Source organism: Gordonia polyisoprenivorans NBRC 16320 = JCM 10675 (assembly GCF_000241325.1).
Classification (GTDB): Bacteria; Actinomycetota; Actinomycetes; order Mycobacteriales; family Mycobacteriaceae; genus Gordonia; species Gordonia polyisoprenivorans.
Window position 1 is genome coordinate 1 of record NZ_BAEI01000074.1, and the last position, 13,256, is coordinate 13,256.

Annotated in this window: 7 protein-coding genes and 1 pseudogene; 4 read left to right on the forward strand and 4 right to left on the reverse strand. The window is 67.9% G+C overall.

All coding sequences use genetic code 11. The features are described 5' to 3' along the window. A pseudogene (locus GOPIP_RS19665) lies at window positions 1-1,469 on the reverse strand (3-oxoacyl-ACP synthase); the annotation flags it as partial. Window positions 1,470-1,947: 478 nt separating this feature from the next. Here GOPIP_RS19665 and GOPIP_RS19670 point away from each other — a divergent pair. Together GOPIP_RS19670 and GOPIP_RS19675 are read left to right on the forward strand one after the other, a co-directional pair. Further along, a complete protein-coding gene (locus GOPIP_RS19670; RefSeq protein ID WP_006371528.1) occupies window positions 1,948-2,379 on the forward strand; it encodes an HIT family protein in 432 nt (143 codons plus the stop codon). 6 nt (window positions 2,380-2,385) lie between these two features. Next, window positions 2,386-3,219 (forward strand): SIR2 family NAD-dependent protein deacylase, encoded by an 834-nt coding sequence (locus tag GOPIP_RS19675; protein WP_006371529.1) that lies wholly within the window; start codon window positions 2,386-2,388, stop codon window positions 3,217-3,219. Here GOPIP_RS19675 and GOPIP_RS19680 read toward each other — a convergent pair. The 3 genes from GOPIP_RS19680 to GOPIP_RS19690 form a co-directional block, all read right to left on the reverse strand. Then, window positions 3,203-7,495 carry a PDDEXK-like endonuclease domain-containing protein gene (locus GOPIP_RS19680; protein ID WP_006371530.1) on the reverse strand — a complete coding sequence of 1,431 codons (4,293 nt, stop codon included), beginning with the start codon at window positions 7,493-7,495 and terminating at the stop codon, window positions 3,203-3,205. The two genes, GOPIP_RS19675 and GOPIP_RS19680, sit on opposite strands and share 17 nt — an antisense overlap. A 39-nt stretch (window positions 7,496-7,534) precedes the next feature. Further along, window positions 7,535-7,864, reverse strand: a complete 330-nt coding sequence (locus GOPIP_RS19685) for a rhodanese-like domain-containing protein (RefSeq protein ID WP_006371531.1) — start codon at window positions 7,862-7,864, stop codon at window positions 7,535-7,537. Between the two features lie 161 nt (window positions 7,865-8,025). After that, the gene (locus GOPIP_RS19690) at window positions 8,026-9,789 is read right to left on the reverse strand and encodes a DEAD/DEAH box helicase (RefSeq protein WP_006371532.1); all 1,764 of its coding nucleotides are present in this window, start codon (window positions 9,787-9,789) and stop codon (window positions 8,026-8,028) included. Window positions 9,790-10,032: 243 nt separating this feature from the next. Between GOPIP_RS19690 and GOPIP_RS19695 the strand changes: the two genes are divergently transcribed. Beyond that, on the forward strand, window positions 10,033-11,817 hold the full coding sequence (locus GOPIP_RS19695) for an AMP-dependent synthetase/ligase (RefSeq protein ID WP_006371533.1): 1,785 nt from the start codon (window positions 10,033-10,035) through the stop codon (window positions 11,815-11,817). A 173-nt stretch (window positions 11,818-11,990) separates the two neighbouring features. Then, window positions 11,991-13,238 (forward strand): OpgC domain-containing protein, encoded by a 1,248-nt coding sequence (opgC, locus tag GOPIP_RS19700; RefSeq protein ID WP_006371534.1) that lies wholly within the window; start codon window positions 11,991-11,993, stop codon window positions 13,236-13,238. Window positions 13,239-13,256 lie beyond the last annotated feature (18 nt).

Genomic DNA, 13,256 nt, shown 5'->3' on the forward strand with positions numbered 1-13,256 from the left:
TACGGGTCGAGGAACAGCGCATTGAACTGCGCCTGCCGTCCCGGCTCGAGCAGGTCGGTCAGGGTCGCGACGTTGTCGGCGAGGATCTGCTCGGTCACCTGCCCACCACCGGCGAGCTCGGCCCAGTGTCCGGCGTTGGCAGCGGCGGCGACGATGGCCGGATCCACGGTGGTCGGGGTCATGCCGGCGAGCAGCATCGGCGAACGCCCGGTGAGCTTGGTGAACGCGGTCTCGACGACCTTGCGACCGTCGGGGAGTTCGGCGAGGGTCGGCGCGAACTCGCTCCACGGGCGGGCAACCTCGGGGATACCGCCGGGGCTGAACAGGTTTCGTTGTCCACCGCGCGATGCGGCGGCGACCAGACCGACACCCTGGCCGCGAACGAGCGGGGCCGAGAGCCGGGTGGCCAGGTCACCGGGACCGAAGTCGAGAATCCACCCGACTCCGGTGCCGAGGGTCTCCTCGACGGTGCCCACCCAGTCGACGGTGGCGACGAGGATGTCGTGAGCGTGCCGCACGGCGAGATCGACGTCGATCCCACACTGCTCGGCCCACTGTCCGACGAGTTCGACCGCACCGGCCATGGCCGGATGGTGGAAGGCGACACTGACCGACAGGTGGTCGAAGGAGGGGGCGAACGGTGCGCCGCCGGTGACCTTGCGCTTGCGCTCATCGGCCTCTGCCGCGGCGACCTTCTCGCATAGTGCGGTGAAGGCACGCAGGTGGCGCGGCGCGCCGGACAGCACGACCGCGGTGCGGCTGTTGCGGATCGCGATTACCGGGGCGTTGTCCTGCTCGGCGGCGGCGAGCTCGGAACGGTACTGCGCGAGAAGCGATTCGATGCGCTCGGGCCGGACGCCGGTAACCGCGAGCATCGGCGAGCCCTCACTGGTCGTGGCCAGCCCGCGACGACGCGCGACGATCGTGCCCGCGGCACCGATGAGATGAGCAATCGCCAGCAGCAGACCCTGACCCGACTCGGCCACGTGGCCTTCGGCCCCGATGGCGCCGGTGGCCAGCGAGCCCTGGGAATGTCCGATGACGGCCCGCGGCGCGGCCTGAGCGGTGTCGAGGCCCTGCTTACGCAGCGACTCGATCGCGGCGAGTTGGGTGAGCAGCACGCCGGGGCCGGACAGCGTGAAGTCGGCGAGGTCGGCGTCCGACGGTGCGGGCTCGCCGGCGTCGAGGGCGTGGGCCCACGCCATCGGGTGAAATCCGTCCGGCCGGGCGATCGTGATCTGCTCGGCGACCGGCTCGACGAGGCGTTCGGCCGCGTCGACGACGCCGGCCACCCGATGCTCGAGGTCGGCGTCGATCACCAGCTCTGCCAGGGTCGGCAGCCAGGCTGCTCCCTGACCGCCGAAGCTGACCGCGTAGGGCTCGCCGGCGAGGAGGCGATCGATGAGCGCCTGGGTGGGGCGGCCGGTGGTGGTCCGGTCTGCTCCGGTGCGATGGTGATCGACGGTCACATGAACTCCTGTGGTTGTGTCCGGTTGTCGTACGACCCGTGACCGCACCCGCTGACGGGCACGCGTCATCGCCACCGGTGCCCGACGTGGGCCGGGCCGGTAGAGTGGTCGCGATGTTTCTGAACACGCCTGTGTGACACCGTCTTTGGTGTGGCGTTCTCGGCAGTGAGATATCGCCGACGTGTTCGTGGCACTCATCATGACACACGAAAGTGAGGGATTCCTCATGTTCGGAACTGACCCCGCGGTATACCCGTCGGTAATCCCGCGGGTAACACACACGTGCACTCAACCCGGTTTGGGGACCGCCAGGGTTGCGCCAGTTCACGCCAGCTTTTCGCGGACCGAACGAGCGCTCCGCAGGTCAGCCCGCGTTCGTTATTCAATCGTTATGTGAACTGGAACACCTTTGGCGGCGTGTCCCGCACCACACCCGCCGATGTCGGGTGAGCACGCCGACGACGTAGGGTGATCGACCATGACCGACTGTGTCTTCTGCGACATCGTGTCGGGCGCGGCCCCAGCCCGCGTCGTCTACTCCGACCCCGATGTCCTGGGCTTTCTCGACATCCGGCCGGTCACCCGCGGCCACACGCTGTTGGTGCCCCGGACACATTCGACCGGGCTGGCCGACCTCGCACCCGAACTCGGCGCGCGCATGCTGCGCGCGGGCCAGTCCGTGGCCGCGGCCATGAAGCGCTCGCCGCTGGCCGCCGACGGCGTCAACCTCGCGATCAACGACGGTCGGGCGGCCTTTCAGACCGTCTTCCACACCCATCTGCACGTCGTGCCACGACACGACGGTGATCGCCTGCGCTTCGTCCGCGGAATGATCGTTCGTCGCGATCCCGATCCGGACTCCACAGCGATGCTGCTGCGTGCGGCCCTCGACGGCACCAGGGAATCGTGAGGTGCGATGACCGACGAGCACCGGGGCGAGCCACTGATCCCGCCCGAGGTCACCGAGATCGTTCGCGCGGCCGAGTGGGTCACGGTCTTCAGCGGCGCGGGAATGAGCGCCGAGAGCGGCATCCCCACCTTCCGAGACGTCCGCACCGGTCTGTGGGAGAACTTCGATCCGACAACTCTGGCCACGCCGCAGGCTTGGCGTGACGATCCGGCGCTGGTGTGGGGTTGGTATCAGTGGCGTGCCGGACAGGTCCGACGCCGCGAGCCGAACGCCGGGCACCGCGCACTCGCCGAGCTCCGGCATGCCGGGCGCGCGGCGGGAGACGATCCGCGCGCGGTGATGGTGGTGACCCAGAACGTCGACGACCTGCACGAACGTGGGGGCACGCCGGTGACCAGTCATCTGCACGGCAGCCTGTTCGCGCCGCGTTGCTCCCGTTGTGGGCATCGGTTCACCGAGACCGACCCCATCGACGTCGCCGACCCGGAGGTCACCGGCGAGCTGCCGAGGGTAGAGCCTCCGCGGTGCCCGGTCTGTGGCGAGCTGGTGCGTCCGGGCGTGGTGTGGTTCGGTGAACCGCTGCCCGCGCAGGAGTGGCAACGCGCCGATGCAGCCTTCCGCGCGACCGACGTCGTCCTCGTGATCGGCACGAGCGGGATCGTGTACCCGGCAGCGTCGCTACCCGAACGCGCCGCGGCCGCCGGGATTCCGGTCATCGAGATCAATCCCGAGCCCTCGGCGCTGACACCGTCTGTGCAGCAACGTATTCCGGTCGGCGCGGCGGTGGCGCTACCCGCACTGGTGCAGGCGCTGGAGGTGCCGCCTACTCGCCTGCGCTGAGATCCACCGGCTCCCACACCGCGGCGAGTTCCGCCGACGAGCCTTCCGAGACAGCGGTTCCCGCGATACCGACATGCGGGCCGGCCACCGATCCGGGCTTCACACCACGGCGATCGAGAGCCTCCCATAGCGGCGCCAGCGCGGCGTCGGCGTCGAGTTCGAACTCCGACTCCCGCACCCGCCAGAACTCCCAACCACATCGCCGCAGTTCGCGCTCACGCTCCATGTCGGAACGGGCTTGCGCACCGGTCGTGGTGAATTCATCACCGTCGCATTCGACCGCCAAACGGCCGTCGGCGCCGGTGACCACCAGATCGATGCACATGTTGTTGACCGAAACCTTGGGCGTGACGTGATAACCGTGCGCGGCAAGGCAATTGAAAATCTTCTGCTCGAAGAGACTCTCGAACGGTTCGACCCTGCGGTCATCGGGGACGTCGACCGGCATGGCGTCGATGACCGGTCCGGCATTGGCCTGCATATAGCCCAGCAGCGACCGCCGCAGGTCAACCTCCCCCAGGTCGGCGAGATCGATGGAGTGGAACAGCCACATCTGATCCATCGCGCGAGACGCAGCGACATTGATGCGGCGCTGCGACTCGGCGCGCGTCAGGGCGGCGATCGACGAGGGGTCGGAAACCACCATCGACAAGAAGATCACCCGCCGCTCATCACCCTGGAAGTCAGGCGGTGACCCCACCCGAATCCGCCGGGCACGCCACGTCTCGTCGTCGACCGCCTCGCGCAACGCACGGGTCAGGAGGTCGATCTGCTTGGTGCCCTGCAAGGCGATGACACCGAAATCGAGTCCGTCGTAGGCAGTGTCGGCCAGGCACTCGACCAGTGTCGACACCAACTCGTCGACCTCGCTGGTGTTGACGATCGAATTACCTTGCCCCTGAGCAATTCCCGATACCCGCACGGTCCGTAGCGGATCGAGTCGGTCCGCGCCGTGCTGACGGACCGGGATCAGCGGGGCGTCGGCGTAGAACTGCGCCGACGAGTAGCCGATGATCTCGGGCATCGAGCGGAAATGCTCCCGTAGTCGGATGACGTGGCCGAATCGGCTGCGCAGCAACGAGAACAGACTCGATCTCGGCGTGAGACCGTCACGAAGATAGTGCGGCAGGTCGGGCAACCGGGCGTCGAGTGCGGCGAAGGCGTCGTCGAGGGTGGTGCCCGCCAGCCCCGTCGGGGCGCACTGCCGGTCGTCGCCGACCACAATCACCCGCGGAGCGAGCCAGAGCAGGAACACGCTGGTGATGTCGGACTGACTGGCTTCGTCGACGATCACCACGTCGAACGAATTCTGTTCGGGCGCAATCATGTCCACCACCTGCGACATCGGCATCACCCATGCCGGCACCGCGGCTGATGCCTGCTCCATCGCCTCCCGGGCTGCAGCGCGGAACCTCGAAGCATGCTTACCCGACCCCTTGCCGAGGTTGATCATGTGGTCGCGATAGGACTGCAACGCCTGGACCTGGGCCACGGTCACGCGCGACAGGCACGCCCGCCACGCGCGGGCCGCGGCGAGTTGTGTGGTCAACTGCGCGATGTCGGCCTCGGCCTCGTCGAGGGCAGCCGACCACCGCTGCTCCCCCTTGGGATCGCTGCGTTCGGCGGCCCACGTCCGTGCACGTCGCCACGCCCATGCGTCGGAGACATCGCGCAGTCTCGCGTCCCATCGCGGGTCGTCGGCCGTGGACGCCAACAGATCCGCGAAATCCGGTGCCTTGCTGCGTAACCGCAGCATCAGGAGGTCCAGGGCGGTCTGGTCCTCCCATTCCGTCCGGGCGACCGTTGCCGCGCGCCGGGCGGCGCGGATGGCCTCGGCATCGGCGTTGGCCAGTGCGGAGACCAGGGCATCGCCCTCCGGTGAGGGCCCCTTCTCCAGTTGCGCAGCCAGACTGTAGGCGTGCTCGGCGAGCTCTTCCTCGGCGAGCAGGGCATCGTTGGCCGCGGCGATCGCGCCGGCCTCGCGGGCCACGCGCGCGGCTTCGGTGACGCTGCGCGGTCGCGGGCCGCCCGGACTGATCACCTCGAGTTCACGAACGAGGTCGTCGCGCGCGGTGACCAGGGCCGAGATCCAGCCGAGTTGCCCGTCGAGGAGGACCAGGCGGTTCAGCTGCGACGACCGCGAACCCGAGGTGTCGATGGGGACGTGCAGGTCGCCGAGGACGCGCTGCGCCTGATGCACGGCGTCGAAGACGGCCAGATGATCGGCCACCGCCTGCAACGACCGCTCGTCGGTGGCCGGCCGGCCGTCGACGGTGACGACCACACCGGATTCCTCGACCGCACGCTGCTCCTCGGATCGGCGCAAACGGCCGCGCCAGCGTCCGCCGTCGCGCAGGTGGGCCGCTGCCGCGGCGAACAGCTCACCGTCCCCCGGCCGCGCACCGTCCACGACGACACTGTGCGCGCCGAGCTCGCGATCGCGGCGCGCGGCGTCGGCGATCACCGGCGAGAGGGCGGTGACCCGAGACCACAGGTGCGCGGCCTGTCCGGCGAGAAGCCGATCGGCCATGTCGATCATGGTCGGCGGAAAGGTACCGACCTCGTGGGCGGCGACGCCGAGGTGATCGCAGATCTCCTTGATATGGAGCAATCGCGGGCTGGCGACATCGCCGAGGATCGACATCAGCGATCCGCTGCCGACCATAGGCTCGGCCGGCCGCCGCGCGATCCGCGCACAGATCTGGTCCATGGTCGCGGGATCCGGAAGGTGATCATCGAGATCGACGAAACGCTGGGACAGTCGCGGCGTCTGTCCTCTCGTGGCCCTCAGTAATTCGAGGAGACGCCGGAACTCGCTCGCATCGAGTGGCGCGAATGCCCCGTCGATCGGGCCCGGGAGCCAGTCCAACCGGTCAGCGTCGGCGTTGGTCTGCCGGACGATCGCCGCGGCCGTCCCGGAGAAGTCACCGGCCACCCATTCGTGCACCTCGGTTTCGGAGCGGCGCAGTTCCCACAGCCCCCGCAGCGCGCGTTCGCGCCGCTCGACCGCTTGCTGCCGACGCGCAGAGAGATCGTCGATCTCGGCGCTGCCGACGCTGTCGACGTAGGTCGCCTTGCGTTCGGCGATCTCCTCGACACCGGAGACCACCGACTCGAAGCGATCGCGGGACAGGTCGGCGGTGGAGACGGTCAGCGCGCGCAACTCCGGCGGCAGGATGTCCCGCAGCACCGCGAGCGCGCCGGCCTTCTCGCTGGTCACCAGCACCCGCTGGCCCTTGGACAGAAGGGCGGCAACCACATTGGCGATGGTCTGGGTCTTCCCGGTGCCCGGCGGCCCTTCGACCACGACACCGCTGTCGGCGCCCAGACGCGACAGCACATCACGCTGTTCGACATTGGACGGCAACGGATAGAGCGCGTCGGTGACGAGTTCGCCGGCGGGCAGGGCTCCCGAGGCCGCGAGCGCCTCGACGCGCTCGTCGACCTCGATCGGCGCCACCAACTGCGCCAACCCGATCGGCACGTCCTCGGTGGACTCACGCAGCCGGTCGGCGACGGTGTCGTAGAACGCCGCCAGAGCAGTGGTCGACCGCTCGCGAAGGACCAACGCCGTAGCCGACGGATCGACCACCACGGTGACCTGGTCGGGGTCGGTGTCGACACGCGGAATCCACTCGTCGAGCAGATCGGTGGCCTTGGGACTCACCACACTGGGCAGAGCCTCGAAACGGGAGTGGAGCTTGACCGTCCGGGAGAGGTCGATTCCCTCGATCCCCGCGAGCAGTCGGGCGTCCTGGACACTCGGCGCAGACCCTGCGCCGAGCGAGATCCGCAACGCGCCCGTGTCCGGATCGCGCTGCGCGACAACCTCTTGGGTCAGCAGGTACTCCCGTACCAGTTCGGATGCGCCGTCGTCCGGAGAGCCGGCCCCGATCACCGAGGTCACCACCACCAGGCCACCGGCCACCACGAGTTCGCGGGATTCCGGATGGTCGTACAGCTCGGTGATCATCGCGTCGAGCTCGTCGTAGCCGACGTAGCCGGGGTCGAGCTCCACGACGACCTGGCCGGCCGCGGCACCCGAACGCACCGTGACCGCGGTACCCGGACCGACGTCGAGCCGGGCGCGATGGGCGTCGACATGGCGCCGACGACCGGCGCGGGTGGCCAGGAGGTCGGAGAGGAATTCGAGCAGACGCACGACCTGGTCACGACGGTCGTCGAGAGTCTCCTGCTCGGCCATCAGCCCGGCTTCCTCCTGCGCAGATCCCCCGACCTGGCCGGACGGCACCGGCCCACGGTCGGGCTGACCCATCACGCTATCAAGTCGACGCGCCGGTGGCAGGCCACACGATCACGGGGTGGTACGCCGAAGTGCCGGGAAACCACCGTCGACGTAGTGCACATTCGTGTAGCCGAGGTCGGCGATCTGCTCGGCGATGCGCGGTGCCTGCGACGACACGGATACGACGTTGATCTCCGTGTCGCGATGCCCGATGACCGGGAACGTTCCCGACGGCGTCGGGGCCAATCGCGACCGGACGTCGGTCGGGTCCACGACGACCGCACCGGGCAAGGAACCCTGGTGGCGGACCACTTGGGGGCGGGCGTCGACGACGACGGCGTCGCCCTCGCGGGTGTGGGACAAGGCTTCGGCTGCTGAGATCGAATCCACCACTGACACTGGTGACTACTCCTGAAAATGCTCGCGTAAATCTGACGGTCGGGTCGGACGGTGTCCACATGGATCATCGTTCGATCCGCCACCAAGGTTACGGAACAATCTCGAAACGCCCAACAGTGTCACCTACGCATCGGGTGTCCCGACCGCCCTGGGGAGTCGCCTCAGCTACGCCCGCGACCGGCGACATGACGCGAGCCGCGTTTGCCCCAGCTGTCACCGCGCGAGTGGTGACCGTCTCGACCGCGCTGACCTTGACCAGCGCGTTTGTTGCCGCCCCGGGCGCGGGGTGGGCCCTGGTCGCGACGCAGATCGATCGGGTGCTTGCCGATTCTGGTGTCGCGGAGCCGGTCGAGGGTGTCGCGGTCGAGGTTGTCCGGCAATTCGACGAGGGAGAAGTCGTCGCGGATGCTGATGTTGCCGAAATCACCCCGGGTGAGGCCGCCCTCGTTGGCGATCGCACCGACGATCGCGCCGGGTGACACCTTGTGTTTGCGGCCCACCGCGATGCGATAGGTGGCATACGAGCCGCCCCCCTTGCGCGGTTCCCGTTCACGGCGGGCCGGCCGCTCGCTCTCGGGCGGGTCTGGAGCCATCAGGAAGCCACCGTCGCGCGTCTCGAGGGCCAGCGCCGCGGCGATGTCGGCCATGGCGACGTCCTTGTCGCGTGCGTAGTCCTCGACGAGCTTGCGGAACATGTCGAGGTGATCGGAGGTCAGGTTCTCGGTGATCGAGTCAGCGAAGCGGGCCACACGCTGGGCGTTGACGTCCTCCACCGACGGCAGCCCGATCTCGGTCAGCGGCTGGCGGGTGGCGCGTTCGATGGCCCGGAGCAGGTGGCGTTCCCGCGGCGAGACGAACAGCAGCGCGTTACCCGACCGGCCGGCCCGGCCGGTCCGCCCGATGCGGTGCACATAGGACTCGGTGTCATGCGGGATGTCGTAGTTGACCACATGCGAGATGCGGTCGACGTCGAGACCGCGAGCGGCGACGTCGGTGGCGACGAGGATGTCGATCCCACCGTCCTTGAGCTGGTTGATGGTCCGCTCTCGCTGGGCCTGCACCATGTCGCCGTTGATGGCGACCGCCGAGAATCCGCGCGCCCGAAGCCGCTCGGCGAGTTCTTCGGTCGCCTGCTTGGTGCGCACGAACACGATCATCGCGTCGAAGGTTTCGACCTCGAGGAACCGGGTCAACGCGTCGAGCTTGCGCTGATGCGACACCTGCAGATAGCGCTGCGTGATGTTCTGGGCGGTCGCGGTCTTGGACTTGACCGTGATCTCCTGCGGATCGTGCAGGTACTTCTGCGCCAGTCGGCGAATCGCGCTGGGCATGGTCGCGGAGAACAGCGCCACCTGCTTGGAGTCGGGCGTCTCGGCCAGGATGCGCTCGACGTCCTCGGCGAAACCCATCGTCAACATCTCGTCGGCCTCGTCGAGGACGAGGTATTCGAGTTCGGAGATGTCGAGGGTGCCCTTGTCGAGGTGATCGATGACACGGCCCGGGGTTCCGACGATGACCTGCGCACCGCGCCGCAGCCCGGCCAACTGCACGCCGTAACTCTGCCCACCGTAGATGGGCAGCACCCGCACCTCGGGCATGTGCGCCGAGTACCGGCTGAAGGCCTCGGACACCTGCAGGGCGAGTTCTCTCGTGGGCGCGAGGATCAGCGCCTGCGGACGACGAACCGCCGGGTCGATGCGGGACAGGATCGGGATCGCGAAGGCCGCGGTCTTACCGGTACCGGTCTGGGCCAGGCCGACGACATCGCGGCCCGCCATCAACGGCGGAATCGTCGCAGCCTGGATCGGCGAGGGTGTCTCGTATCCGACCTCGGCGATCGCACTGCGCACACGGTCGTCGATGTCGAGGTCGTCGAAGGTGATCGCGTCGGCGTCGGGGCGGTCGGCGGCTGGGGTCTCGGTCATGGTCTGCGTATCCCGTTCATCGAGACAACTGTAATGCGCGAGGACCGAAGAGACCGCATCTCGAGGCGCATCTGTCCACAGACCAACGTGGAAGAGGCTTCGAGCACGCGACCGCCGACGTCACCCACCACCACCGCCTGGTGTGACGGGCCTCTCATGAATCCTGGTACCCTCGGTCGCACATAAAATCGCCGCGCCGACCAGCGGGTTGTCCGCTATGTCGGGTTCTTCATCAGGAGCAGCATGCAGGAGTACACGACACCGTCCGATCTCTCCGTCGACGACAAGGCGACCACCGTCGACGCGATCCTGCGGTATCGCGCCGAGCGCCCGACGATGCCGTTGTTCAAGCGGCGCAGTAGCGGCACGTGGATCACCGTGACCGCCAAGCACTTCGCCGACGAGGTCGACGCCGTCGCCAAGGGCCTGATCGCTTCGGGGGTCGCGCCCGGCGACCGGGTCGCGATCCTGTCCTCCACCCGCTACGAGTGGACGGTTCTCGATTACGCGATCTGGCGCGCTGGGGCGGTGACCGTCGCCATCTACGAGACCTCGGCGACCGATCAGGTCAAGTACATCGTCGAGAACTCGGGAACGTCCCTTCTGATCGTGGAGTCCGAGGCGCAGTTCACCAAGCATGCCGAGGTCGTCGAGGCCGGCGATCCGCTGCGCGAGACCCTGGTGATCGAGCGCGGCGCGGTGAACGAACTGACCAAGCGCGGCGAGCAGATCGGCGACGAGCAACTCGACGAGCGGCACGCCAATCAACTGTCCTCCGACGCGGCGACCCTCATCTACACCTCGGGCACCACCGGCCGGCCGAAGGGCGTCGTGCTGACCCACGCCAACTTCCTCGCCGAGTGCGCGGCGACGCGGGATGCGGTCGGCGCCGGCCTCGCCGAGGGCAAGTCGACCCTGCTCTTCCTCCCGCTGGCCCACGTCTTCGCCCGTGTCGTCGCGGTCGGCTGCGTCGAGAACGGCGTGATCCTCGGCCACACCAACGACATCCCGAACCTCATCGACGATCTCGCGGTCTTCAAGCCGAACTACGTGCTCTCGGTACCGCGCGTGTTCGAGAAGGTCTACAACTCCGCCAAGCAGAAGGCCTACGACGGCGGCAAGGGCTCGATCTTCGACAAGGCCGCCGACACCGCCATCGAGTACAGCAAGGCCACCGAAAAAGGCTCGGCCGGACTGGTGTTGACGATCAAGCACAAGATCTTCGATGCGCTGGTCTACAACAAGCTGCGCGCCGCACTCGGCGGCAATTGCGAGGGGGCCATCTCCGGCGGCGCCCCGCTCGGAGCGCGCCTCGGCCACTTCTTCCGGGGTGTCGGCATCCCCGTCTACGAGGGATACGGCCTGTCCGAGACGACCGCGGCGGTCACCGCGAACAACGAGGACCACCAGCGTGTGGGATCGGTGGGTCGCCCAGTCCCGGGGGTGTCGGTGGCCATCGCCGAGGATGGCGAGGTGCTGCTGAAGGGACCGGTGGTGTTCACCGGCTATTGGCACAACCCGGAGGCCACCGCCGAGGCGATCCACGATGACTGGTTCCACACCGGCGACATCGGCCGCCTCGAGGACGGCTATCTCTACATCACCGGCCGGAAGAAGGAACTGATCGTCACCGCAGGCGGTAAGAACGTGTCGCCGGCGCAGCTCGAGGACGCCATCCGTGCGCACCCGATGGTGAGCCAGTGCCTCGTGGTCGGCGACAACAAGCCATTCATCGGCGCGCTCATCACGATCGACCCCGAGGCGACTCCGGGCTGGCTCGAGCGTCACAATCTGCCGGCCGACACCTGGCTGGCCGACCTGGCCAGAAACGCCGAATTGCGCGCCGAGATCGCCGAGGCCGTCGACGAGGCCAACTCGAAGGTGTCCAAGGCCGAGGCGATCAAGAAGTTCGAGATTCTCGACACCGACTTCACCATCGAATCGGGAGAACTCACTCCGACGATGAAACTCAAGCGCAACGTCATCAGCGACACCTACAAGCAGGCGATCGCCGACCTGTACACCTGAGCACCGAGCTCCGACGAGGGGTCTCCCGGGCGATGCCCGGGAGGCCCCTCGTCGTTGCGTCGCACCGATGACCGACCTGTGACCAAAGTTCCCAATGTGGCAAATGTGACGATTGGGACTCGATCGCGCGTCGCACTCGGGGAGGAGGCGAACCGGTCCTACTGTCGGGACCGATGAACCGGGACCTCGCGATCGACGTGACACGCGGCCTGGCGATCTGGAGCATGATCACCGCCCATTTCGCCGACGGCGCGAAAATCGCCATGCCCACCCACGTGTTCCCGTACGTCGACGGGATGAGCGTGTTCGTCCTGCTCTCGGGGTTCGTCCTGGGGTTGGTGCACCATCGGTGGATCGAGACCCGCGGTCTGCGATTCACCTATACGCGCCTGGCCAAACGGCTTGCCGCACTTTACGTCTGCCAGCTCACGCTGTCGCTTACTGCGGTCGCGGCCGGGATGGCCGGGTTCGGGCACCTGACCTGGCTCCGTCCGGTCGACGGGTGGGGTCAGGGCCTGGTGATGGCGGTGACGATGAGCTATCTGCCCAGCGGCGGCAACATCTTGTTGCTCTACATGGTGTTGATGGGCTCGGCGTTCGCCGTCTTTCCGCTTCTGGTGCGCGGGTGGTGGCGGCCGGTCCTCGCCGCGTCCGTGGCGCTGTACGCGGTTTCGCAATTCGCCGCACCCGACTGGTTCTATCTGGTTGCACAACCGTCGGGCGCCCGCATCCAGAACTGGGCGGGCTGGCAGATCATGTTCGTTCCTGCTCTCATCGTCGGATGGCAGTGGCGTCGTTGGGATCTCGCCGGGCGGATCGAGCGACACCTCCCGGCTGTGGTGTTGGTGGCAGCGGGTATCGCGGTCTGCACGCATTATCTGGTGACCGCCGGTCCGTGGCACACGGCCGAGTCCTTCCTGGGCGACAAACTCGAGTTCGGACCGGCACGAGCCGTCGGCGCCTGGGTGCTCGTGCCGGCGGTCTACGGGCTGTGCCGGATCTTCTTGTCGTTGTGGTCACGAGAATGGTTGCGGCCACTGCTGATGTCGGGGACCCGCAGCCTCGACTCGTATGTGATCCAGGCGCTGGCACTCGTCGCGGTACCGATCCTCGTCGTCGATCGACCGTGGTCACCCCTGCTCATGACCGCCTTCGCGATCGGCGTGTTCGGGACGTGCTGGGCGTGGGCCGAGGTCCGGCTCGCGCTCGGGATCGACAAGCTGCACCGGTTGCCCGTCATTCTCGGCGCTCCCGTCCTCGCCCGGCTCACCATGACACGAGCGGACGCTGCGGGGCCGGCATGCCCGACCACCGCGAGCTCATCGCCCGCCCTTGCGTCGGCACCCGTCGCCGACGTTGCGCCCTCTCCGCGCGGGTGGACGGGCCGGCGAGAGGTATCCGCCGACGACCGGGCAGCATGAGACACGATCTGACCGACG

Coding starts and splice junctions, on each gene's coding strand:
- GOPIP_RS19695 (WP_006371533.1), top strand. CDS start 10,033: ATGCAGGAGTACACGACACCGTCCGATCTCTCCGTCGACGACAAGGCG.
- opgC (WP_006371534.1), top strand. CDS start 11,991: ATGAACCGGGACCTCGCGATCGACGTGACACGCGGCCTGGCGATCTGG.
- GOPIP_RS19680 (WP_006371530.1), bottom strand. CDS start 7,495: ATGGGTCAGCCCGACCGTGGGCCGGTGCCGTCCGGCCAGGTCGGGGGA.
- GOPIP_RS19670 (WP_006371528.1), top strand. CDS start 1,948: ATGACCGACTGTGTCTTCTGCGACATCGTGTCGGGCGCGGCCCCAGCC.
- GOPIP_RS19675 (WP_006371529.1), top strand. CDS start 2,386: ATGACCGACGAGCACCGGGGCGAGCCACTGATCCCGCCCGAGGTCACC.
- GOPIP_RS19690 (WP_006371532.1), bottom strand. CDS start 9,789: ATGACCGAGACCCCAGCCGCCGACCGCCCCGACGCCGACGCGATCACC.